The 24,448-nt window shown below is 41.2% G+C and carries 22 protein-coding genes and 3 pseudogenes; 8 read left to right on the forward strand and 17 right to left on the reverse strand.

Annotated features, from left to right (window positions below; translation table 11 throughout):
- The first annotated feature begins 82 nt into the window (after positions 1–82).
- The 3 genes from ACZ43M_RS24935 to ACZ43M_RS24945 are packed head-to-tail and all read left to right on the forward strand — an operon-like array spanning position 83 to position 3,440.
- On the forward strand, positions 83–1,627 hold the full coding sequence (locus ACZ43M_RS24935; protein ID WP_464505216.1) for a sensor histidine kinase: 1,545 nt from the start codon (positions 83–85) through the stop codon (positions 1,625–1,627).
- Complete coding sequence (locus tag ACZ43M_RS24940) at positions 1,620–2,249, forward strand: response regulator (protein WP_464505217.1); 630 nt, start codon at positions 1,620–1,622, stop codon at positions 2,247–2,249. Before ACZ43M_RS24935 ends, ACZ43M_RS24940 begins: the two co-directional genes overlap by 8 nt.
- A 15-nt stretch (positions 2,250–2,264) precedes the next feature.
- Positions 2,265–3,440 carry an HD-GYP domain-containing protein gene (locus ACZ43M_RS24945; RefSeq protein WP_464505218.1) on the forward strand — a complete coding sequence of 392 codons (1,176 nt, stop codon included), beginning with the start codon at positions 2,265–2,267 and terminating at the stop codon, positions 3,438–3,440.
- Between the two features lie 361 nt (positions 3,441–3,801).
- Here the strand turns inward: ACZ43M_RS24945 and ACZ43M_RS24950 are convergent, their stop codons facing one another.
- Entirely contained in the window at positions 3,802–5,487 is a 1,686-nt protein-coding gene (locus tag ACZ43M_RS24950; RefSeq protein WP_464505219.1) for a methyl-accepting chemotaxis protein, read from the reverse strand.
- A 340-nt stretch (positions 5,488–5,827) separates the two neighbouring features.
- On the opposite strand from ACZ43M_RS24950, the gene ACZ43M_RS24955 reads away from it, so the two are divergent.
- Positions 5,828–6,079: a hypothetical protein gene (locus tag ACZ43M_RS24955; RefSeq protein ID WP_464505220.1), complete on the forward strand. Its 252-nt coding sequence runs from the start codon at positions 5,828–5,830 to the stop codon at positions 6,077–6,079.
- A gap of 127 nt (positions 6,080–6,206) precedes the next feature.
- Here ACZ43M_RS24955 and ACZ43M_RS24960 read toward each other — a convergent pair whose 3' ends face one another.
- From ACZ43M_RS24960 to ACZ43M_RS24990, 7 genes and pseudogenes are all read right to left on the reverse strand, one after another.
- Entirely contained in the window at positions 6,207–6,617 is a 411-nt protein-coding gene (locus ACZ43M_RS24960; protein ID WP_464508108.1) for a diguanylate cyclase domain-containing protein, read from the reverse strand.
- Positions 6,536–6,943 (reverse strand): annotated as a pseudogene (locus ACZ43M_RS24965) (PAS domain-containing protein). Before ACZ43M_RS24965 ends, ACZ43M_RS24960 begins: the two are co-directional and overlap by 82 nt.
- Before the next feature lie 252 nt (positions 6,944–7,195).
- The gene (locus ACZ43M_RS24970; RefSeq protein ID WP_464505221.1) at positions 7,196–7,492 is read right to left on the reverse strand and encodes an EscU/YscU/HrcU family type III secretion system export apparatus switch protein; all 297 of its coding nucleotides are present in this window, start codon (positions 7,490–7,492) and stop codon (positions 7,196–7,198) included.
- On the reverse strand, positions 7,489–8,769 hold the full coding sequence (locus ACZ43M_RS24975) for a hypothetical protein (protein ID WP_464505222.1): 1,281 nt from the start codon (positions 8,767–8,769) through the stop codon (positions 7,489–7,491). The genes ACZ43M_RS24970 and ACZ43M_RS24975 overlap by 4 nt, the downstream gene beginning before the upstream one ends.
- 678 nt (positions 8,770–9,447) lie before the next feature.
- The gene (locus ACZ43M_RS24980) at positions 9,448–9,963 is read right to left on the reverse strand and encodes a YcxB family protein (RefSeq protein ID WP_464505223.1); all 516 of its coding nucleotides are present in this window, start codon (positions 9,961–9,963) and stop codon (positions 9,448–9,450) included.
- Positions 9,964–10,424: 461 nt separating this feature from the next.
- Positions 10,425–10,541: a hypothetical protein gene (locus tag ACZ43M_RS24985; protein WP_464505224.1), complete on the reverse strand. Its 117-nt coding sequence runs from the start codon at positions 10,539–10,541 to the stop codon at positions 10,425–10,427.
- 26 nt (positions 10,542–10,567) lie between these two features.
- A complete protein-coding gene (locus tag ACZ43M_RS24990; RefSeq protein ID WP_464505225.1) occupies positions 10,568–10,807 on the reverse strand; it encodes a hypothetical protein in 240 nt (79 codons plus the stop codon).
- 603 nt (positions 10,808–11,410) lie between these two features.
- Here ACZ43M_RS24990 and ACZ43M_RS24995 point away from each other — a divergent pair.
- From ACZ43M_RS24995 to ACZ43M_RS25005, 3 genes and pseudogenes are all read left to right on the forward strand, one after another.
- Positions 11,411–11,874 (forward strand): annotated as a pseudogene (locus ACZ43M_RS24995) (EamA family transporter); the annotation flags it as partial.
- A gap of 455 nt (positions 11,875–12,329) precedes the next feature.
- Entirely contained in the window at positions 12,330–13,295 is a 966-nt protein-coding gene (locus ACZ43M_RS25000; protein WP_464505226.1) for a C40 family peptidase, read from the forward strand.
- A 340-nt stretch (positions 13,296–13,635) separates the two neighbouring features.
- Positions 13,636–14,499 carry a YitT family protein gene (locus tag ACZ43M_RS25005; RefSeq protein ID WP_464508109.1) on the forward strand — a complete coding sequence of 288 codons (864 nt, stop codon included), beginning with the start codon at positions 13,636–13,638 and terminating at the stop codon, positions 14,497–14,499.
- 92 nt (positions 14,500–14,591) lie between these two features.
- On the opposite strand, the gene ligD (ACZ43M_RS25010) is transcribed toward ACZ43M_RS25005, so the two are convergent.
- On the reverse strand, positions 14,592–15,563 hold the full coding sequence (ligD, locus tag ACZ43M_RS25010) for a non-homologous end-joining DNA ligase (RefSeq protein WP_464505227.1): 972 nt from the start codon (positions 15,561–15,563) through the stop codon (positions 14,592–14,594).
- Between the two features lie 60 nt (positions 15,564–15,623).
- Here ligD (ACZ43M_RS25010) and ligD (ACZ43M_RS25015) point away from each other — a divergent pair, with 60 nt between their 5' ends.
- On the forward strand, positions 15,624–16,517 hold the full coding sequence (gene ligD, locus ACZ43M_RS25015; RefSeq protein WP_464508110.1) for a non-homologous end-joining DNA ligase: 894 nt from the start codon (positions 15,624–15,626) through the stop codon (positions 16,515–16,517).
- Positions 16,518–16,619: 102 nt separating this feature from the next.
- Here the strand turns inward: ligD (ACZ43M_RS25015) and ACZ43M_RS25020 are convergent, their stop codons facing one another.
- The 8 genes and pseudogenes from ACZ43M_RS25020 to ACZ43M_RS25055 form a co-directional block, all read right to left on the reverse strand.
- Positions 16,620–16,679, reverse strand: coding sequence for a hypothetical protein (locus ACZ43M_RS25020; protein WP_464508111.1), 60 nt, complete (start codon positions 16,677–16,679; stop codon positions 16,620–16,622).
- A gap of 120 nt (positions 16,680–16,799) precedes the next feature.
- A pseudogene (locus ACZ43M_RS25025) lies at positions 16,800–16,992 on the reverse strand (L,D-transpeptidase).
- A gap of 744 nt (positions 16,993–17,736) precedes the next feature.
- Complete coding sequence (locus ACZ43M_RS25030) at positions 17,737–18,636, reverse strand: acetamidase/formamidase family protein (RefSeq protein ID WP_464505228.1); 900 nt, start codon at positions 18,634–18,636, stop codon at positions 17,737–17,739.
- A gap of 63 nt (positions 18,637–18,699) precedes the next feature.
- Positions 18,700–19,617 (reverse strand): proline iminopeptidase-family hydrolase, encoded by a 918-nt coding sequence (locus ACZ43M_RS25035; RefSeq protein WP_464505229.1) that lies wholly within the window; start codon positions 19,615–19,617, stop codon positions 18,700–18,702.
- A 118-nt stretch (positions 19,618–19,735) separates the two neighbouring features.
- Positions 19,736–21,133, reverse strand: coding sequence for an APC family permease (locus ACZ43M_RS25040; RefSeq protein WP_464505230.1), 1,398 nt, complete (start codon positions 21,131–21,133; stop codon positions 19,736–19,738).
- 27 nt (positions 21,134–21,160) lie between these two features.
- Positions 21,161–21,829, reverse strand: a complete 669-nt coding sequence (locus ACZ43M_RS25045) for a GntR family transcriptional regulator (RefSeq protein WP_464505231.1) — start codon at positions 21,827–21,829, stop codon at positions 21,161–21,163.
- A gap of 757 nt (positions 21,830–22,586) precedes the next feature.
- Positions 22,587–22,736: a hypothetical protein gene (locus ACZ43M_RS25050; protein WP_464505232.1), complete on the reverse strand. Its 150-nt coding sequence runs from the start codon at positions 22,734–22,736 to the stop codon at positions 22,587–22,589.
- Positions 22,737–22,957: 221 nt separating this feature from the next.
- Positions 22,958–24,121, reverse strand: a complete 1,164-nt coding sequence (locus ACZ43M_RS25055) for an ADP-ribosylglycohydrolase family protein (RefSeq protein ID WP_464505233.1) — start codon at positions 24,119–24,121, stop codon at positions 22,958–22,960.
- Positions 24,122–24,448: the final 327 nt, after the last annotated feature.

The raw sequence follows: 24,448 nt of genomic DNA on the forward strand, positions 1-24,448 counted from the left end.
CATTTTTCGCTCTTGCTAGAAAAATTCGAAAAGTAGTAGAATTTGTATGTACCTATCAAAATGTGCCATTTGGGTGATAATTATGTCTAAATTAGCAAACGGAATTAGGCGATATATCCTATTTGCCAGATGGGCTATTTTACTAAGTTTGTTTCTCATACATATAAAATGGGATTCCTACTATTCATTCCCTTACACACTGCTCATTCTTTTTAATATCTGGTTTACCTGGCTTCACTACCGTAACCAGAATAGGACATCTTGGAAAATAGCCTTATTCATCGAGCTTGCTGCCCTATTACTGACAAATGCCTATCTCACGCCGGAAATTCAACAACTTTACTATCTCTATACGACCTGCTTACTTGTGGGTATTATTTTTTCAAAAGAGCAAACACTGGTCATTACCTTTATCTATTCGGCCCTGGCCGCTGTGATTACGTACAGCCATTATCAACAAAATACGGTAATGGAAACACTATTCCCACTCTTCTTTTTCCTGGGGTTTATCCTGTTTCTCTTAATGACGATTTTGTGGAGCAATATTACCTCTTTTATAAAAAAATGGCTGGTGATTTTGCGGTATATAGAGGAAATTTCGAACGTCCACTCCATGAAGAAACTCCATCAGTTAACTGAAAAATATGCTTATAAAATGGTGAGTTGTTCAAAGTGTTACGTGTGTCTGTTTACAAATAATAGTTTTATAGACGACTGGAAAAACCAGTATTATACTAAAATCGTCTATGAACAGTTTTCTCATAGCAAAAAACATCAGGTGATGAGGATTGATTACTTGGGGGACGAAGTGAGAGCCCTCATCATTCCTATTAGTACATATCGGGCGGACCAAAATAGCGGCGCCCTCGTCATCCCGTTTGAAAAAAAGCGACAGCTTGATAAATTTCACCTCATTTTAGTACGTATTCTCTTAACTTCTTTTTCAAACAGATTGAATATGCTCCTTTATATCCAAGACCAGGCTGCTTCCATGAAGGAAGATGTCCGGAATAAAATGGCGCAAGACATGCATGACGGCTTGGCCCAGCAGCTGTTTTTTCTGTCAGCCCAGCTCTTTCAAATCAAAATCCATGCTTCAAAAGGACACGATGCCCACCTCCCGGAGCTGATCCGGACAATGGAACAGTACACTTTGTCCTGCCAACAAGAGGTACGATCTTATATTGCGCATCTCAAAGGAGAGCAGAAAGAGTCAAATATTTATGATGCGATTCAGCAGCTCATCAGAAGATTGACCTACCAAACACCGGTCGAAATCAATCTGAATTATACGGGAGAACATTTGGAGGATGCAGTCGAAGTCGAGGAGACGATTTACCGCATCATCGAGGAATCCGTCCATAATATTTTGAAGCACGCTCAGGCAACAACCGTCTCCGTAAACGTCGAACGAACAGTTGTTCAATGGACAATCAAAGTGATTGATAATGGAATTGGATTTGATCCCTATTCCATCCAAGAACGGAAACCACATTCATACGGTTTATCCGGCTTAAAGGAACGGGTTACCCAGCTTGGCGGGCATATTTCGTTACACTCAAAGATTGGCAATGGAACAGAAATCTTGGCAGTTATTCCACGGAAAGGAGTTATGGCGCATGTGTAAAGTAGTAATTGCAGATGACCATCAAATCGTACGTGAAGCGCTTAAAATGATTATCTCTAGTGATGAATCGTATTCCATAATAGGAGAAGCCGCCAATGGGAATGAAGTAATGGAAGTAGCAAAGAAATGTTTGCCGGATTTGATTATCTCTGATTTGAAAATGCCAGGAGTATCCATCATTAGCCTATGTCAGCAACTGAAGAAAGAAATTCCCGGTGTAAAAATAATCATCTTAACTGCGTATGACGACAGTGAAGATATTTATAATGCTCTGAATGAAGAAATTGACGGCTACATCATGAAAGACACCCCTCCAGAGCAAATTTTACAAACCATCGAAATGGTCTTGCTAGGTTATTCCTGTTTTCAGCCAAAGGTGAATCCGAAACAAATGCAGTCCCTTAAGGAAAAAAGCCACTTGCATTTTACTGAAAGAGAAAGTGAAGTCTTCAGCTGTATTGTCGACAATTTAAGTAATTCTGAGATAGCCGACAAATTATTTATCTCTGAAGCAACCGTAAAAACACATGTAAGCAGCATTCTCAGAAAGACTGGTCAGCCCAACCGTTCACAAGCAGTGATTTATGCCTTAAAAAACAATCTTATTGAAATGAGCGTCTAAAGGAGAAGGATAATAATGGAAGAAATCAATAAAGAATTTATCTATCAACGGGAACGTTCCTTGTTGATGCTGGCTATTGTGATGAGTATTGCTGCTATCATCGGTTTTCTCTGTTTTGTGATTGTTCCAAGTATATTTACGAAGGCTTTGCTCCTATTGGCTGCCTTTTGCATGGTTTCCAATTGGTTTTTCTATACCTTATATAATTTGGTTCATACCATGGATTCTGAATATCATCACCTATTGAATGGTGCAATCCTATCGATCTTTACGATTATTGGATTTTACAATCCATTAGATTTCCATTATATGTGGGTGTATCTTTTATACTACCCGATTATTGTCGCACTAATAGAGAGAGAAGGGACCTATAAGGTTTGGAGCAGTCTATACCTCATTTCGTATTCCTTTTTCATTCTGTTCCACAACCAGACTCTTAACCATCTGAGCTATGAAAATACCACAAAAAGCATTTTTCAAATTCTATTAGCCATCGGAAGTGTGATCATCGGCTACATCATGGTTAAGCATGTTTATTTTATACGGAATGCAAAAAAACTAGAAAAGGATAAAGAAATAAAAAATCATCTATTTGAAGTGCTAAGCAACCTGATACCGATTGTAGAGATGAAGTCTCAAACCACCAGAAATGAAATCAACCAAATGTCCGAACTCATGAAACATATGAGCGCAAAAGTGCCTAATTTGAAAGTAAAAGACTGGGAAATTGAACTCCTTTCACTGTTACATTTTGTAAGTAAGGCTCAATGGCCTGATTACTTATTTGAGAAAAGCGGGAAATTAACAGAATACGAGTATAATCTAGTTCAAAATCATTGCCAATTTGGCGCTTCCTTACTTGGAAATTTCGAAGTCTTTCAGCCTATTAAAGAGGTTTTTGTAAAACATCATAAACGAACAGACGGCACAGGATATCCGAATACAATCGACGAGAGTTCCATTCCGCTTCTTGCCCAGGCGCTAGGAATCGTGGAATCCTATCTTGCAATGATTAGCCCTCGGTCCTATCGCCCGGCGATGACGATTGAGGAGGCGGTGACAGAAATTCTAAAACAAGAATGCTCAAGGGTAGCCCCCTCCATTCTAAAAGCATTCACTGACACCGTTAATGAGCGATATGGAGCCATTCCCGCTCCTAGGACCAACAGGCATTTTCCAAAGGTAATCTAGGCTCTCATACTAAAGTATAGTAGTATATCATCCTGCCTTCTGTTTCAAATCCACCTTAACACTAATGGCAAATACATCACCACAGAGGTAACATGTAAGTGGATGGGAGGGGACCAGTTTGTATGAGATGTTCTGCAAGGCCTGCAAAAAATATTCTTATAGCAGCTATCAGAACGGTACGTGGATTTGCCCCTATTGTGGGCGAAAGCTAAATGCCAACCGGTCCATCCCACAGAAAAATTGTGCCAAACCATATTGGAAGAGGGACCTTCAAGCGATAACGAAGAGCCTGCATAAAAAAAGCCAAAAGTACCCAAGTAATGAATAAAACTGGGGTACTTTTGGCTAGGTATTAATGAGTTTATATAATAAACTTACCAATCAATTTCTGTAATTCATCTGCTTGATTAGATAAAGAATTAGAAGCAGTAGCAATCTCCTCCATTGATGCCAATTGCTGCTCTGCTGATGCCGCAACACTATGGGAATACTCGGTTGTTTGATTGGAGATAGACGCTATTCCAGCAATGTTAGATGAAACCTCCTGGATGCTCGCGGAGATTTCCTCTGCGGTTTCAGCCATTTCCACTATTTGTGTTGAGAGTTTCTTCATAAAGTATGAGATTTCTTTAAAATTGCCCTCAGTTTCCTGCACGATCTCAAGTCCAACATCTACTGCACTCGATACTTGTTCAATCGATAGATTAGATTGTTTCATATCCTTTTGAATGACGGAAATTAAACTAGTAATCTGAGAGGAGGACTTATGAGACTCTTCCGCCAGTTTACGAACCTCATCTGCCACAACAGCAAATCCTCTTCCATGATCACCGGCACGTGCCGCTTCGATTGCTGCGTTTAACGCTAGGAGATTCGTTTGCTCAGCAATACTTGAAATGACCTTCGTAATTTCTCCAATTTCCGCAGATCGTTTATCCAGTAATTTTATGACCTCGCCACTAGTCACAACGGAGCGTTTAATCTCCTTGATCTGCTCCACGGTCTTATCAACTGATGCTTCTCCTTCTTTGGCCTTTTCGGTTGCCTGAGAACTAACACCGGATATAACAGAGGCATTTTCCGCGATCGACTGGACTGCCTTTGTAGCCTCTTGTAACGAAATTGCACTCTCTTGCACACTTGAAGTCGAATCTTCAGCGCCACCGGCAACTTGTTGAATAGACTCAGAAATTAACCCTGCTGCCCTGCTTGTTTCTTGAGCACTTGCTGTTAATTGTTCCGATGAGGCTGCAACTGCCTCAGATGTAGCCATTACATTGTGTAACATTCTCTTCAGTTTTTCTGACATTTGATTGTAGCTTGATGCAAGTACACCAAATTCATCCCTCGAACGGTCCTTAATCTCTGTGGTAAAATCGCCATCCCCCGCTAATTGGAGGGCCTCGGTAATTGTTGACAATCTCTTTTTCATCCTGAAAGTAAACCAGTAAATGCAAACACCTGAAATCACAATCATAATTCCTACTACTACAATAAATTTTACAAAAAAGGATGACAAAATCTTATTAATAATTTGATCCGGAGCTCCCACATAAAAAATACCAATGATTTCGTTATTCCTATTTTTTATCGGCATATAGGCAGTTTGGTATGTATGTCCAGCTACATCAGCTTCTCCATAATAGTACTTCCCTTTTTTCAAAACTATCTCCTCTACTTCTGGAGATACCTGTGTTCCGACTGCCCGTTTTCCATCTTTGATTACATTTGTGGCAATACGAGTATTGCCTTGAAAAATAGTAACTGTATCATCTGTGTCCTTGCCGATTATATCAACGATACCAAAGTTTCCATTGATCAATTTGGTACCCTTATAGAGCTGCTTATCCCTAATCTCCCAATCTCCTGGATACTCATTATCTAAATACCGATTCGCTAACCTTAAATCACCTTTGGCTTTCTCAACTGCAAATTCTTTTACTCCTATTGAGATTTCATGATATACAACAAACCCAATGATGACTGATAAAGACAAAATAACCGCTAGAAAAATCACATTGATCTTGGCACCTAATTTTAATGACAATCTGCTCTCTCCCCTTGAAGAAACTTTGAATATATATTATTACTATATCGGAAAAGGATTTGTTTATTTTGTCAATTATAAGGAGAATTTTTGAACATTTAGTTACATTTTTGCCACTACAGAAATATCGGAATAAAATAAGCCGGAATAACCAAGGAAACGATAGGAAGGATTTCCAATCCTGTTTCCTTCTCGATATAACTTGACCCATTACTTCAGTAAGAAAAAGCTGCCAAAAATAGCGGCTGGATCTCCGCTTGTATAATTAGTTAAATTTTACCTTTTTTTAGTGAAATAGAATTACGCCTATTGTATTATTGATGTTAAGGGGTTGGTAAAAATGGAGAGACAATATATTTCTGATACCTTTTATTATGTTGATAGAAAAGGTCCATCAGGTCGGTTGATCAGAACAGTTGTGCTCAAATTACAAAATGATATTTATAAAGCCTTTACTACGTATTATCCAAATGCAATTGTAAACAAAGTAGGATTTGCTACAAGTCACATTGATTTACAGGCTATAATATTATCAATAAAGGACTTTGAAAAGGAACTGAATTTAGAGGAAAAACGGAAACATTCTATTTAACTCTTTAAATAGAAATAATCCCTAGGATAATATCAATTTTTTTATAAAACCATCACAAGATAAACTTTATTATCGAAGGACTACCCCAAATAGAATCCCCTTGGCTAGCTTGCTTATACTCTTAATATCATGATAAGTCCGGTAAAAATGCTATACCTATACTTGCTGTAATATAAATGGTATTGCCCGCAATAATAAATGGTTCGGATATTACATCTTTAATCCGCTCAACTAATGAAGTAAAATCTGCCCGACCTTCTATATTCGTTTGAAGAGCCGTTAACTCATCACCACCCCAACGAGCGACAAGACCCTTGTCTCCAACTGCAAATTTTAACCTTTTTGCAGCTTCTATAAGAAGTTGATCTCCAATATCATGTTCAAAAGTATCGTTGACGTGTTTAAAACCATCCAAATCAAGTAACATCAGTCCGTGAAATCCTTTCTTTGATTCTTCTAAAAGTAGCCTGAGACGTTCCTTAAACAAACGCCGGTTTGGCAAATCAGTTTCGCTGTCGTGGTAGGCAAGGTAGGCAATTGTCTCTTAGCTTCTTTACGGTCTGTAATGTCTTGCCCAACACCTATTGTTTGTATAATATATCCAGATTGATCGCGGATATATTGAGCTGTAGTCTCATACCATCGATATTCCCCACTTTTATGACGAACAAGACTTGTAAAACGAACCGTATCTCGATCAATAAACAAAGAATTTCGATGTTCTAGAAATCTTTAATTAGTGTCAGGGTGGTTAAAAGATGCTGCGGGTCTCCCAATTACTTCTTCTGGATTATATCCAAGTAATGCATTCACATTAGGAGAGATATAAGTAAATACTCCATCGGCCGAAATAGAAGAGATAATGTTTAGGGATCTTCCTCAAATTAACGAGAAAATTTGTTGAATATCTGATATTTTCTGCATTTAAATAGACTCCGCATTAAAATTTTGGTTTTATTAAATTCATCTAATTGCAAAAGCAAAGGTATTTTTACTGATAAACGATCTTTATTGAGCACTCGCTACTTCTACTTTAAGTGAATATGTAACCATCGTATTTTATAAGATGAAAAACATCAATTCAACGACTTTCATGAAATATTCTCACCTGTTAGCTTAAATAGATTTTTTAGGCTTCGACTGTTCCCGGTCCACATTGTAAACAAAGGCAAAGACCTCCGCTACTGCACTATACAACTGTTCGGGGATGACCTCATTGATTTGCAGCTGACTCAATAACCCTACCAACGAAGGGTCTTCCTGAAGGGGTACATGATGTTCTTTTGCTTTTTCAATCATGTTGGCAGCAACAATCCCTTTCCCTTTCGCTACTACCTTTGGTGCAGCATTGTTAACCGCATCATAGGAAAGGGCCACCGCTTGCAATGGTTTATTTTTCATGTTTTCGCTCATACTTTAATGTCCACCCTTTTGGATAACTCCATCGAAAGCTCGATGGGATTTGCTTGCCGCTGTTTCCCCTTGCTCTTTTCCACAAATGGGGTCACTTTAATAAACGAAAGTGTATAACCAATTTTTGTGAGCTTTTCCTTTAGTGCTGGTGTAAACGCCTTTACAACGCTCTCTATACCCTTGGTGTCGTTCATTACGGAAAGATGAATTACTTTATTTTGAATCTGCATATCGACTACCGTTTCATTCATACTTTGTAAATCCAAATAAAACATGATTCGGCAATAATTGGGGTCAATCTGGCCTTTACTATTTTTTCGACCTTTCCACTGAAGAGTGATATCGGAATTCTTGTCTCCAAATGATATAGGAAGCTGCATGACCATCTGTTGCACAGGGCCCGTTGGATCTTGCGAGAGTAATTGCATGCCTGTCAACCGTTGCAAAATTATCTCCAACTCCTTGCCACCGCTGCCAAGCTCAGTCATCGCCCGCATTAACAGAGGTTTTAAGGAGGAAATGGGCTCAGATGAATCCTGCCTGCCATTGACCCACATCTGCACTTCTCTTTCATATTCAAGCCCTAATGACTGGATCAGGGTTTGAAGCATGTGTTTTACTTCTGCCCCAGTGCCTAACTCATGAATGGAATGATTATTAATAATGGAAGTAATCAATTGCTTTAATTCTTGTATTGATTTGAAAGAGGAAAATGACGATTGATCCAAATACCTGTTTATTTCCGTCAATTGCTGATAGAAGGATTCCGGTTCTAGGACAGCCACCAACGACTGAAAGATTTGTTTTGTAAACGGCAGATCCTTTTTCAACATCCATTCAAGTGCAGCAAATTCTTTGCTGGTGTCAGATTGGGGAGTAATCCAGGATGCTGCCGCTTGAAGTTGTTCTTTCGAAAAAGGTAAATTTTTTGATAGAAAAAACTCCACTAACTGCTTAGTCTGATTCGTTTCAGGCAGATGAAGGCTCTTCAAAAATAGCTGGGCTGAATCATTTTCGCCGACAGCTTCTACTACCTTCAGCTCCATACCCTCATTGCCTTTAGACCGCACTTCAAACCAATATCGATCGGCGTCCGATAAATCGGCCTTCATATTTGCCACTAATCGCACATTCCCAACCCGGACCATGGCCGTATCGTTTTGAAGGTATTTTTCTACTTTCCCAAATACCAATTGACCCGGTTTTAGAGAAAAAAGCGATGCTTTATGTATATTTTCCACATTTGCAAGTGAATAAATCAATTGTACTTGATTCATTTATAGTAACCCCTTCACCTAAACAATTGAATAGGTTCAAACTTGAAATAGACACTCTAATCCTACCATGATTAAATCATATCATTTTATTATTGAAATTCTTGAAAAATTATGTAGAACCATAGGATTAGTTTGTATAAACAAAAATGGGATCAAGATAAGGGAACGATGTTTATATAGTTCTATTAATATTGATTAGATATCTTCCTTAATAAATACAAGTGTATTAACAAAATAATTATAACTGAACACACTAAAATAAATTTATTATTAATCTCTTGAAACGTATTTAAAAAAGGGAAAGCAACTACAAGTACTGTTATAGTTGGGAGTAATTGAACCTGCAACAGATGTAATTATGTGGATTTTTCTTAACCCTGATGCAATTGTATTATTCTTTTAGATTAACAACAATCTAGATGGGAACAGAAACCAATGGTTTGGGTGTATAACGGGTCCTGAATACTGACGGGTTCTCTTTTCAAAAAAAGTGACCTATTAGGTAGTAAATAACATTAAAATCAACTAAACTTTGTTGGGGGATACTTTTAAAGTATCCCCTTATTATTGTTATCCAGCCACATAACCACTAGACTACACTTAACTGCAAAAGTAACGCCCTGCTAGTTGCATTTCCTATACTATTAACCACCTAATTAAGGCCCCGTGACCCCACACTTATTTTTCCATCTTATCTAATACAAATTTCTTCACTTTATTACGGTCTAGTAGATCTCTTTTTGGGAGGATGTAGGCGCTGACGGAACTGTTGTATAAGTAAAGATATTCAGTATCTTCTTTGAATTCCTGAATGCCAGACCAGCGGACCTTTGTTTCGCCGGTGGCGGTGGCATCTATTATTCCCTCAACAGTCAGTGTCATTCGATGCCTCCCAAGAAGTCCCGAATTTTTCCCTTCATTAATCATTTTCTTTGCCTGGCGCTTCACGTAATGGAAGAAATACTTCGGATAAAGGAAGTACCAAAGAACACTAACGATAAGAAAAATAATTAAGATTAACGGGAATGGGAGATCTTTATCAAGATTCGCAAAGACAAAGGAAAAAACCACAAAAATGACAGGCCCGATCCATCGCTGTATGGTCAACGCTCTAGCTGTGGTTCTTGAATTTTTTATATGAAACAAATTGAAATGCAAATAATCTTCTTCCGATAAGATATAATCAATCTCCATGATGCTCTCCTTTATTTTGGAATCATTAGCTATTTCTGATAAAAACCTAGATCACTTTTGAATAGCTATTTAACATAAGTTATCATTCTACTACCTGGCACTTTATTTTATAGCTTATATGCATTGAACACAATCTTGATAAATGATATTCAATTTTAATCCATAAATAAAAAGAGAGGCGATAATTTATAGAAAGTCATCTCCTCTTATCTTTGGCACCTAACAGGAGATAACAAACCCGATATCGAAATAAATAACCAAAATGATTATCTTCAAATAATGGGCTGTATGAAGGACTTCCAAAACTAAGATATTAATAATATTCATACCATTAGTAATGGCCTAATCCAAACCTTCCAAACCTTCCAAAACTTCTTGCAAATTACCTTCACCAAAGTTTTCCATTACCTTAACAGCATACAAGTCCACATCAGGTGCTACTCCGGTAATATCTAATCCATTTACAGTAGAAATTTCTGGTTGGGCAGCAATCTCCCAGCGACATGTGTTCCGTGTCCATTATCATACTGCCAGGTTGTTGTGTAATCAACTGTTGATACATCACCCGCAACCTTCAATTCGTTATGATTGGCAATCCCTGTATCTAATACTCCGACTTTAACACCGGCACCAGTATAGCATCAATCCAAGACTTTGGAACATTAATAGCATTTATGTTCCACTGGTTTTTTCCTGTAGAGGTATTTTGTGCGGATTGTAGGACTTTGACTGGTCCAGTTTCCGAAATACTGAATGGTACATTTTCTTCAATGAATTCAATATTAGCATTGGATTCCATTTCCTTAAGGTCCGCTTCGCTTGCTACTACTGATAAAGCTGGCACTGTTTTAAATTCATATTCTACTTTATTACTTCCTTCAATAAAGGGAAGTCAAGTCAATCTTCACTTCTGCCTGCTTCTTCTCTTCGTTTCCAATTCTTCCGACATTCTTCGGAGTTCCGCGATAATTTGTTGGTCGCAGGCAACCTAATCAAACAATTGATTAACATGATTCCCGTCTTGCCACCTGCGGCTTTTTTTCTACCATTATCATAAAAATACTTGTCGACTAGACAAACGTTTAAGTAATTCCTCTAGAAACGTTGAAAAATAAACGTTTCACATTCAATTCCTGCGAATACTTTGTTGAACCATGTCTAATAAAGGCTGTTTATTTATTTCAATCCTAAGCGGACTAAATACTTCGCCAGATTACGGCACCATCAAACACAACTTCACCCATCCAAACGTTTGGATAAAATCAGCGAAAATCTTGATTTAGCAGCCATTCTATAGCACTTCTTTGTGAAAAATTTGTCATTTAATCAATCGTTTGTATAGCTTGAGTTAGAACTCTAATTACAACGTAGATTTATAGTTATTTTGCCAGCAGAAGAATGTCGAAAACTTGTAATAAACACACAATAAAAAAAGAGCCTTGCTCATTTGTTGTTCTTTAGTGTGATAGCCGTCGTCGGCTATTTGTTTATAGGCCAAACAATTATTAAGGGATTCACCCGCTGGATTTATAGCTTTTGTGTATTTTTCAGTGCTGGCAATGTGCTCATCACTTATAATATTTGGGCTGTATACCGCTAACTGCCAACCCCGCGAAAGAATGGGGCAATTTTCTGTTGCTGGCTATCGTTCCGTCCCTCAGCCACGTCATCAACAACTGGCTGTTAAACTACGTGAATGCCACAACGATTTCCATGAGCATATTGGGAGAACCCGTTGGCTCCACAATCCTGGCATACATCCTGCTCGGAGAAGGGCTGACAGGCTGGCAAATTACCGGAGGCCTGCTCGTCCTATTAGGAGTATTCTTTATGACCAAAAAACAAAAAGCCCCGCCGCTGCAGGAAACCCTTGGCACCGAAAACTGGCCATTGGAAAAGGCGGCACCTTAGAACCACGGGGACGGTTCTAATTTAGGCAATCGGAAGTTTTGCTCAAGTTTCGAAGCACTTTATAAGTAAACGGAATTTTAATCTAAAGGAATTACTTCTAAGGAATTATCGCAAAATTTTTGATTGCCTGAGTAAGCAGGAAGTTTTAAAGTTTTTGTACAAGTAATTCGACATCCATAGTCAAATTTCCTGCTTCTACTGGAGTTTGCGCCGCATATAATCTCCGGCAAACCGCAAATAAAAGAGTTAAAGTATGCTAGAAATTAATAAATGCTCACTACTTTTTGCATCAAACCAGCAGTCATTAGTCTTCAACTGCCCTCCCTGCTCCCCCACCTTCTATACTTGGAAAAATTTACGGCATTCCTTCCACCATGCATTCCAGTTATGATTAATCCCGTAGGACAGGAACGAACAAAGAGAGACTACAAAAACCATTAAGGGAGAGTGTTGTTTTGAGGAAACAATTCATCATGGCTGCGGTTGCTTTAGGAATCATGGGTGCTGGGGTGACGCAAACAGAGGCTCATGAGTTAACACATAAAGTCCAACCTGGTGAATCCTTATGGGGAATTTCCAATAAAACAAATGTCTCGATTCAAGAATTAACGCAAATTAACAATCTATCATCCTCTACTATTTATGTCGGGCAAGAGCTGTCATTACTTGCTCCGCACTCACACGAAACCACGTATACAGTAAAGACTGGCGACACTTTATATCTGATCTCGAAAAATTACAATACCACCATTAACGAGTTAAAAACATTGAACAATCTCTCCAATGACTCGTTATACGTCGGCCAGCTGATAAAGCTCCCATCGGGAACGCAAACAACAGGACCAAGCCTAACACCAGCGACTTCGAATACTCATACAGTTCAGCCTGGCGAAACGGTATGGAGAATCGCCACGACAAATCAACTGACTGTCGACCAATTAAGGTCGTATAATAACCTTTCCAGCGACATGCTCTATGTGGGACAAGTTTTGCGGTTAACGCCCGCTGTTGCAGCACCTGAAAAGCCAGCCCAAGCGCAGGCACCGTCCGTACAAAAAACACTTCATGCGGATGCGTTAATCGCCGAGGGAAAAAAATATCTCGGAGTTCCTTATGTTTGGGGAGGAATAAAACCTGCTGGCTTCGATTGCTCCGGTTTCCTAAATTATGTTTATAAAACACAAGGAATCACTCTGCAACGAACGGTAGCATCGATTTGGAACTCCGCTAAGAGCGTTCCTTCGCCACAAAAAGGGGATATCGTGTTTTATGCTACCACTTCATCCGGCCCCTCTCATGCGGGCATCTATATTGGCGACAACAAATTCCTTCACGCCGGTACATCTACAGGTGTGACCATAACAGACATGAACAACTCCTATTGGAAGCCGCGTTATTTAGGGGCCAAATCGGTAAAATAACACCTTTTCATAGGGTGGCTAAATATGAAAAATATATGTTTCGATAAATGGGATGGCGCTCGTTGGATAGCGCCATCCTTTTTTGCGCTTCTAAAATTGATTACAGCCTTCTGTTAGTCTTCTTTAGTTTTGATCCCATACTAATCGGACGTTATGTAAATAGGATTCAGGTCTGATTCCGCAGGCTAATTGTTTGCCCCACTAGAACCGTCCCCCTGGTCCCATTCCTGGTCCCGACAAATCACAATTAAAAGGAATTCTTTTCCTCTCTGCAATCAATACTAATACCATGAACTTGCAGTAAAGAGAAATGAGGAAACGCAATATGAGTACAATATCAATGAAGCGTAGTAAGGTGCGTAGTGTACAGTTGGTGACGCGGGCTTTAATGGTGGTCATGGGTGCTTTAATAACGGCGTATGGACTGGAAGCGATATTAATTCCGAATAGTGTATCTGATGGCGGGGTGACCGGTCTTAGTATTGTTGGTTCCACCTTATCCGGACTGCCGCTGGGTGCGCTGCTGGCCATCCTAAATATCCCCTTTATCTTTTTGGGCTATAAACAAATTGGAACAGACTTTGCCATCTATTCTGTGATTGGAATCGCTTCGTTGGCCGTCGGCACCATTACGATGCATCAAGTTCCTACCATTATTGAAGGGGACACCCTGCTCATCACGGTTGTAGGCGGGATTATTATTGGGTTTGGCATGGGGTTGGCGCTGCGTAACGGAGGCGCTCTAGATGGCATTGATATGCTGGCCGTACTGCTATCACGGAAGCTGCCCTTTGGTACGAGTGATCTTATTTTATTCTTAAACCTGTTTGTGTTTATCGTTGTGTCGACTGTATTCGGACTTCAAGGAGCGTTTCTTTCCGGAATTGCCTATTATATCGCGTCTAAGGTCATCCACATCGTGGAAGAAGGGCTAAGCGGTTCAAAAACCTTTTCCATCATCACCAATGAACCTGAATTAATGGTGAAAACCATCCGCGACCAGCTTGGCCGGAGCGCCACCTATCAAATCGTCCAAGGCGGTTACTCCCATGAAAAATTTAAAGAAATTACCTGTGTCGTCAACCGGTTAGAAGAAACGAAAATGAAAGAAATCATCCGCGAGGTCGACAGCACTGCCTTCGTCACCGTCTACGACGTAGCTGAAGTCAAAGGCGGCAACTTCAAAAAGAATGATATCCATTAAAAAGGCACCATGGGGACGGTTCTCATGGTGCCTTGACCACGGGTGACTCCATCAGAACCGTCCCCCTGGTCCCACCCCTGGTCCCACTTAGTTTATTCCCGAACCAGCAAACACTCTTCCGGTGGGATTTGGATGAATCCTTCGATGCTTGGCTGCCGGAGTGCTCCACTTTCTGTCCATTCGGCAAATTTGATCTTGACTGTTTTTTCAGGCCGTACCCAGACGGCATCACCACGGCGCTGGGGAATCTTATCGAAAGGCTTCTCCTCGGTAACGAGCTCTGTTAATTCTTTCGTTAGCTCTTTCCAGTCGCTTACGGTCATTTTTCCCGTGCCAGTGTGTCCAACATAATGCAGTCTTCCGCTAGAATCATATAACCCAAGGAGAATGGAATTAACCGTGCCATGTCTTAGCGTAAAACCCCCAATGACCGCGATGATATCCCGGAAGTTTTTCACCTTGAGCCAATCGTCCCTTTTCTTGCCGATTGCATAGGGAGAACTGATTCTTTTTAACACAATCCCTTCCATCTCTTGTTCCTTAACCGCGTCAAATAAGCTTTGGGTCTGGCCGACTAACGGAACCAGCTGTATATGTTCATTCGGTGTGATAAGAGAGGCCAATATTTCGTTTCGTTCACGAAACGGCTTGTCCTGAATCCACACGCCATTCAAGTAGATAATGTCAAAGATCATATAGACAATCGGTACAGATTCGGCAACCAAATTGACACGATCCGTATTTCTCAAGCCATCCCGTCTCATCACCCGTTGGAAAGAGGGCATGCCATTTTCCCCTAAAGAAATCACTTCACCATCTAAAATGACCGAACGGCTGCGGCAATATTCACTAATGCGGCTAATCTCCGGATAGTGCTGGGTCCTTTCATTCTTTTTGCGATTAAAAAGCTGGACGCTGCCATCATCGGCATAAGTCAGAACCCGGACACCATCCCATTTCACTTGGGCGATCCACTCCTCCCCAGTCGGGATGGTATCACTGCTAACCGGCTCCATCGGTAAAATTGGTTCCAGATTAATCACTCCAATTTTTAGATAATACATAGGTTAAACAAAAATGATGGAAAATATAGATAAAAACAGGAGGCCTATCCGGTGGAGGAAATGGTGGTTGACGGCAAAAGGATTGAAATTACACACCCGGACAAAATCATTTGGGAGTCGCAAAGGATTACTAAGCTGGACTACATACACTATTTAATAAGTGTATCAGACTTTATGATTAATCATGCAAAAGACAGACTGTTGATGATTTGGCTCTACCCCCATACTCTAGATGGCAAGAAAATTGAAAAAAGATCGGTTCCTCAGTCTGCGCCAGAATGGGTCAGCCAAACCTTCTATAAAGACAAGGCGCGGATGCTATTAAATGACAGAGCGACACTGGTTTGGGCCGCAAACTACGGGGGTATAGAATTTCATGTTCCGTTTGATCGCCATGATAAGCCAGATTTCCCTTTGGAAATGGTATTCGATTTAGATCCTCCAGATGGCACAAGCTTTGATTTGGTCGTGGAGGTGGCGCTGAAACTGAAGGAGCTTCTTCACTCACTCGGTCTCCTATCTGTACCGAGAACATCAGGCTCAACAGGGCTTCAAGTATTCGTGCCCATTCAACCCATCTATACATTCGAACAGACAAGAAGAATCACTACGTTTATCGCCGACTTTTTTCAAGAACAAATGCCCAGCCGGGTTACGACTGAAAGAGTCGTTTCAAAAAGAGGAAACAAACTATATTTTGATTATTTGCAGTTATGGAGAGGGCGAACAATGCCGGTCGTCTACTCACCGAGAGCGAAGCAAGGCGCAACCGTAGCGGCCCCGCTGACCTGGTCGGAACTAGAAGAAGGCATCCACCCTTCAGAATTCACTATATTGAATATAAGGAGAAGAATCGATGAAAAAGGGGATTTGTTTAAGCCGTTAACATCAGAAAAACAACCTCAGTCCCTTAGCGAAATTCTTAGCTTTATTGAAAAAAACAGCGTCCATTAAGGTTTCCGCTTGGACTAAGAAAAGCCCCCTACTCACAGTAAGGAGGCTTTTCCATTACTGGATGGCCCCAGAGGAATCTGTCACAAAAAACGAGTCTTCATGTCACCGTTGACCGTCAAGGAAATACCACTTGCCTCCGAGTTGGATCCAGCCCGCCTCCATGCGGAGATAAGCCCGATTGTTCGTTATTCTTCTATATCAATTTTTTCAGCCAATCACTAATACCAATATGCTCATTTATGAATAAAAACTTGGGTGCCATTTGAACGCTTTTTGATAATTCTAGAACATCATGATTGAAAATTCCCTAATACATCCATGGGAGACATTCTTACCGATAGAGGAAGGGTTATTGGTTCCGTGAATACCATAATGAGGTTTTGACAATCCCATCGCAAAGAACACCAAATGGTCCACCAGGATTGCTTTGTTTATTGATGACAGTGAATGTCCCTGTCGGGGTGGATGTTAACATTTTTCCGACTGCGATTGGGTACGTTTTGATAAGCGAAGAGAACCGTCTCCATAAGTTTCAACCGTTGATTTTCAATGTTTTTCAACAAAATGTTTACCTGGGGCAACCTAACCAAACGATTGGTTAACTTGGTTTGAAGACTTGCCGCCGGTGGCTTTTCACTTATAGTTTGCATAAAAATGCTTGTCGACCAGACAAACGTTTAAGTGAAATCATTGGAAACGTTGGAAAGTAAACGTTTCGTGTTCAATTCCAACAATAAATTTACACAATTTTGCCGAATGAAATCGACTCAAATCCGGAAGTCCCCTACGATTACGATTCTTCGCCAAATTACGGCAGCATCCATTCCCGCCTTACCCAGCCAAACGTTTGGATAAAAGCAGCGAGAATATTGATTTATCAGCATTCTTACGTCTATCCTGGCAAAAACATTGTCATTTAACTAATCGTTTGTTTACCTTGAGCCAAAACTATACTCATAACTGGACTTATTGCTACTTTAGCAGCAGAAGAAAGTCGAAATCCAACTAATTTCTGAGGAACAGGATTTTTCGAGCGGAGGCCGTGGACTTCCTTCTTCTCGGGCTATCAAAAATTTTGCGCAAATGGACGCGTGTCATTAGAAAGCACTAAGGCACAGCTAGCTCAATTCACTAGCTGTGCCTTTTTACGCGTAAAACTTCCGATTGTCCCCATAAGAACCGTCCCCGTGGTCCCGCCGTGGTCCCGCTGTGGTCTCGCTTAAATCAATTCAACGTTCAATTGTTTCAATAGCCATTTTGGTACGACGAAACGGGCTGTCATGAGCGGGTCGACGATTTGGCAGATTTCCGTTTGCCCGACGGCGCTCATTAGCATGGTGACCTCGCTTAGCTTTTTGCCCGTTTTGGCAACGATACGGTCAATCATTTCTTCTGTCGCCTGCTTGGCGGCTGCGTCCAAAGTTTCAGCAGAGACAATTTGAGTGACGACTTCATCGTTTTCAAGCATTGGATGATTCAACTTTTCGCCTTTGATGACTTCAAGGGTTACCGTTGCTTTTCCGGGAATTTCAATTCCGGATACACTGATTTCCCCATCTCCCATCGCAGCATGAAAGTCTCCAAGACCGAACAAGGCACCTTCTTGGAACACCGGGAAGTATAGGGTTGAACCTTGTCTCACCATCTTGTTGTCCATGTTTCCGCCATGTCTGCCCGGCGTTCCACAGTTGACTCCGTCGCCTTCAGGAGCCACACCGATGACTCCGATCATGGGGTTGAGTGGAATTTCAATATTGTCAAATATCGCCTTTCCATTCCGAACTGGGATTATTTTGGCTTCCATTTCGTCGATGCGATGACCCATTACGCCAAGCTCTGGGCCTACTACCATAACGCCTTGCTCGCCTAGTTCAAGTTTATCGATTGTTACCTTGAGGACGTCTCCCGGCTGGGCTCCCTCAACATAAATCGGTCCTGTCGCCGGGTTAATCCGGTTCCAGTCAATTTCAGCTACAACGGTATCCACCGATTGAATCTGATCTTCGAAACAATCGTATGTTTCTATTTCAATAGTAGTACCGGAAACAACAGTCTTTACGGGTTTATGGTTTTTGTTAAAGTCGTAGATGATTCCGGCTTCACGTGTTAAAGTTTCCATTTTAAGCCTCTTTTCCTGACATTTTGCTTCAGCACACATTACCTCTGACTGGCCAAATACTGGTTATACCTTCGCCGAACTTTTTGATGCACTCACAGGTTTGCCTGCTTCCACATCTTGGATGAAGTCTTTCATAAAGTTGAAATATGCCTCCGTATCATCCCACATTGACAGGTGACTTCCATTCTCGCAAATTCCGACACGAGCGTTTGGAATCCGCTTGCCCATTTCGATTTTATCTGCAGGCGCCATTGTATCATACTTTCCGCCGAGCAGCAGGGTTGGAACTTTGATTTGATGAAGATCACCCCAGCGGTTCCAGTCCTTGAAAGTTCCGTTTACCAAAAATTCATTTGGTCCCTGCATGGTGTTGTAAACTTGAGGGTTCATGCGGGAGAAGCCTCTCACAACGGACTCCGGCCATGGCACCACACGGCAGATATGCTTCTCGTTCAAGTGAACCTGAATCAATTCCTGGTACTCAGGGTTTTCAAAATCCTCTTTTGCTTCGTACGCCTTCATGGTTGCCACTATATCTGCTGGAAGCTGGTCACGCAGATAATTAATGTGCTTTACATAGGAATCAATGCTTGCTGTCATATTGGAGATGATTAATCCCTTTAAATTAGATTGATATTTTAGAGCATACTCGATACCCAGGAAACCACCCCAGGAAGAACCGAACAGGTAGAACTGGTCAAGTCCAAGACCCTGTCTGACTTCCTCAACTTCCTCACGGAAACGGTCCACATCCCAAAGGGATGGATCGCTTGGCTGGTCGGAATAGTAGGAGCCAAGCTGGTCATAAAAATAGATCTCGATTCCTTCCGGTGGCAGCTGGTCTTCGAAGATTTGTAGATACTCATGCGTGCTCCCCGGTCCGCCGTGGAGCAGAAGAAGTTTTATCGGGCTCTCCCCAACCTTTCTTGTCCAAACATGGAAGCCCCCGCTAATAGGGATGATTTTTGATTGTCCACCCATTTATATTTCCACCTTTCAAGGATTAGTTTGTTTTTCTTAGCTAAAAGAAGTGTAGTGTCCGTTCGTTCCAGTTTCAGAATCCCAGGGAGATCAATCCCCGGGGCTCATTTGTTGCCGATTACAGTTCACTTAATGCAGCGGGCACTTCCTTATAGCCTTTTGATTTGATGGCGCCAACGACAATCCCAATGGCGAGCCATGAGAAGCCGACTACGAAGGTCATTTTATCAAAACCAGACCAAACATAAGCGATGATCGCAAATCCGAATAACGGGAATAGTACATATTTGAAGAATCCACTCAAACCGCGTTCCTTCTTCTTAATGTAGAAGTAAATGAAGACGGTTAGGTTAAGCAACATAAAAGATGTTAGTGCGCCAAAGTTGACAAACTTGATAATGGTTTCGATAGATAAAACATTGGCAGCGATAACAGACAATAGGCCGACAAACACAGTTGCGTTTAAAGGTGTTTGGAATTTGGGGTGTATTTTTCCCAAAAAGTTTGAACCTGGAAGAAGCTTGTCCCGGCTCATTGAAAATAGAATCCGTGAAATGGCCGATTGAGCGGCAAGGGCATTGGCAATCCCGACTGCCAGAACGTTCACAATAATCAGCATGTAGTACAGGAATGAACCGCCTGCTTCCCTTGCAATATCAAAAAATCCCATATCCGGGTCAAGACCTTCATAATTTGGATGAATAAGTGCAGCCATATAGGTTTCAAGCATAAAAATCAATCCAAGGATAATAAGAGCGGCGACCGTTGCCCGGCCAACTGTCTTTTTCGGATTTTTTGTTTCTTCAGACAGGGTGCTGATCCCATCAAATCCTAAAAAGCTCAATACGGCAATCGAGGTTGCTGTCGCAACAAAGCCTAAGTTCACATGTTCTGCCTGGAACAATGGTGCCATTGAAAATCCTCCGGCTCCCAGTCCATCAATGAAAACAAATTTAATCGCGTAGCCAACAAAAATGGCCAAAGCCACAAGCTCGATACCGAGCAAAATGAAGTTTGTCTTGGCGGCAAGTTGAATGCCACGGCTGTTTACAATAGTATTAATGGATACAAAAACAAGGACCCAAACAAATGCAGGAATGGCAGGAATCATACTGTTAAGCCATAGTCCTGAGAATGCATAAAGCAGGGCCGGGGCTAGGATATAATCGACGAGAATCATCCAGCCCGCCAAAAACCCAACATGTGGATTCAAGCCGCGCTGGACATAGGAATAAACCGACCCGGCAATCGGAAACTCCCGGCTCATTTTGCTGTAACTTAGCGCTGTAAACACCATGGCACAGATACCGACCAGATAAACTAAAGGAACCATTCCGAAGCTCTGCTGAGAAACGATTCCATATACACCCATTGGAGCAATTGGAACCATGAAGACCATTCCATAGATTAATAGATCCTTGAACGTAAGGACCCTGCGCAGTTCCTGATTTTGGTTTGATGAACCCCCAGATGCTGGAGCTCCTTCCCCAACTCTAGTTGCTGTTGCTTGTTGCATATGATATGTACCTCCCCTATCTTTCTACTATTTTTTATCACTTTTGCGTTGTCCCCATACAGCTAGGAGACTTTCTTTTCCCATTGAATAATGGGTATTTAATACTGCAATGAAATGCTCCCGGTCCCCCGTTTTTAACGCTTCTGCCAATAACCGATGAGTATGGGGAATATCTTCAACCTTTTCACTTCCAAGTCGGAATACTTCCGCAAAAATAAGTCCGATTAATGACGTGTAGGCATCCCAGCTGTCTTTAAGCCGCTTGTAGCCAGGAAGTGAAATGATCTGTTCATGAAACTCATGGTCAAGGTCGACTAGCTGATCTCTCCGGTTCTCCTTCGAGGCAGTCTCCATCTTCTGAATAACCGCTTCCAGCTTTTCCATGATCATGGGCGTAACATTGTGAAAACCAAGTTCTACCGCATTCTTTTCCAGATAAAAACGGATATCATAGATTTCCTGAATATCCTCCTCTTCCAGCGGAGTTACAAACATTCCCCTGCGCGGTACATAGGTAACCAATCCCTCACGGCTCAATATTCTCAGGCTCTCACGGATCGGTCCCCTGCTTACATTTAGAAGATTGGCGACCTCCACTTCATTTACTCGCGCACCCAGCTTTAAAGACCCATCGATAATTAATTTTTTTATATTGTAGATGGCTTCCTGCTGCAAGGTATTCAAGGTAATATTCATGCGCTTGACATCCCCCCTGCTAAAATAAGAATTATCAGTAAATTGCGGATTGTTAACAGTTTACTGTTAATCGAAATAATAGTCAATATAGTTAGAATATTTTTTATTAATTGATTTATCAGCAATTAGCGTAAGGGTTTACATTATCCATATCTTATATTGAGTTTAATTATCTACCCTACTACATAAATACAATTTACTATTTTCCATTATTAGTACCTATTTCCAATATAAATTCGCCCATAGCCAATGCCCCTCATATAGATGAACATTATTTACTAGCCTATCATTTATTAGGTGATGAAAACGGCGAATTTGATAAATATGCTAAACCATTTTGTTCTCCTATAGATATTGGATTTATAAAAATGGGGATGATAATGCTAAAGCTTTCTTTGAACTCGATTACGAAAAAGTCAAAAATCAAATGAAATATAATGAATTTTACAAAGCTTTAAGACATATGCCAGGTTATTTGAATACTGCCTTTGGAAGTGCAAAAGATGGCTGTTTACTATCAACGAAATGAATTTATGTTCACATTACCCTCTCTTCAGCAAAGTTCTTTCCGTTTGTTACTTAATAAGATATTCGGAGATTTTAAATAAAAGGCGATAAACAATGTTAGTTACCAAAACAAATAAACTCATTCCTCGAGTAAAAAAAATGACGGGAATGAGTTTATTTTTTATTCATCTAAAATTAACAGACCTATAAAACTATTGGATCCCCTACTAGAAGATTGGGGGGAGAATCCTCAGTGGATAAAGCCCTCAATAGCCCTTTCCAATGACTCGATATATTCATTCCCTGCTTCTCTCATTCCTTTACCAGACTGAGATTCTTTCTTCTTATCTTCTATTAAATATAGTTCATACGCATTTTTCATTAGTTCAGATACGTTCACAAACATTCCCCCATAACCTTCCATCAAATATTAGCTATATTATCTCACCTTTTCCATATCACCACAAAGAAAATATAGGCCATTTTTCCTAGTTAGGTAGAATATGCCTCGCCCGCTTCAGTCCTCCATTTCCTCTATCTCCCTGGCAAGCGCTAAATCTTCCAGCTGCTCCTCGGTAAATTGCGGATTTCCACCTCGATAGCGCTGGCTCATGTGGTCGATCATCGTAAGCAGCCACTCCAATTCAACCAAAATAATGATTTTGGGTGCCCCAGCACTACCAATCGTCTTGACCTGAAGTAGCGATTACTCAGCATCCTCCAGGTCAGGCGTTTATCCTCAAATCCAAGGTCGTCCTCTTTAAAGGAAATTCTACTGAGCCAAATCGCCTTTCTAATCTCCTCCAGGAACTCCTCCTTTTCAGCCTGGGAAACCGCTCCTTGCTCAATCCCGGCATAAAGCATCTTTGCGCAACCCGCCAAATCAGCAAAACCCCCATCCAGCGCTGCTTTCAAAGCCATTGTATCCTTGTCTCTGATTAGCTCAATGATTGCCCCATAGTCCTTCAATGTGTCCAAGCACAAAAGGGCATTTTTATAGGAAATCGGCAGAGCCTCGAAGCCTACTTCCAATCCCTTCAACCCACCGGCAATAGCCGCAATGGTATCGCTGTCGCCACCTTTATTGGCGGCACCCGTCACGAAGGAATCACTGGTCAGCAGCCAATACAGTACCCATTTCATACTATGAACAACAAATCCATCAGCGGGGCAGTCCGGCTCCCGCTCATAGGAAATGTCATAGCGGGTGTCCTTGATTTCAGTAATGATCGCTGTTTTCAAGTCCTCCCCTTCCAAAACCCGCTTGGCGATAAAATTGTAAATTACACAGGCTTCAGCAGCCAATTCATCAAAATGGGTCATTTTCGAATGCCTAACTGTCAATTCCCTCATTTTCCCTTTATCGGAATAGGCCAGCGCAAAGGGCAAACACCTCATTAAACTGCCATTCCCAGCACTTTTCCCATTTAATAGATCATGAACCTTCTTTGCCGTGCCAAACCAATCCCCCTGATAGTGCTGCAATACCATTCGAATGGTAAGCCCAATATCGACCGGATTGGACTTCTGCCAATGTAAAAACTGCTTGCCAATTTCTTCAATCGGGTCCCCCGAATTAGCCATAATCCCTTTGATAACCGCAATAGTCATTTCCGTGTCATCCGTTACCTCACCCGGCTTTAACTGCCAATACCCGCCGCCAACTATATTGTCAACCCGGCCATACGCATCTTTAATCTCTTCCTCTGTCATAAACTCTGTCGTTGCCCCCAGCGCATCGCCAATCGCAAGTCCCACTAACGCCCCAGTAATCTTGTCCAGCATTCACAACACCCCATTGCATTTATTTTTTTTAAAAAAAGATTCTATTCTAAGCGATTGTTGCTTTTCGAGGTAAAAACATTCTTCCATATAAGAAGGAATGGCTTACAGCTGCTACGAAAGCGTTCGAAGATACGGGCAAATTCCCGCCTCGGTCGGACTTTGCCTCTCTATGCGAGCCGCCACATGCAATAACCACTCTCCAACCCGACACACTATCTCTTCGTGACCACCAACACAAAAAAGTGATGGAAACTGGTCACGTATATGGTTTCCAATCTTAGGAGAGCGCCAGTAGAACCGTCCCCATGGTCCCACCCATGGTCCCAT

The sequence above is a fragment of the Neobacillus sp. B24 genome (assembly GCF_055381825.1).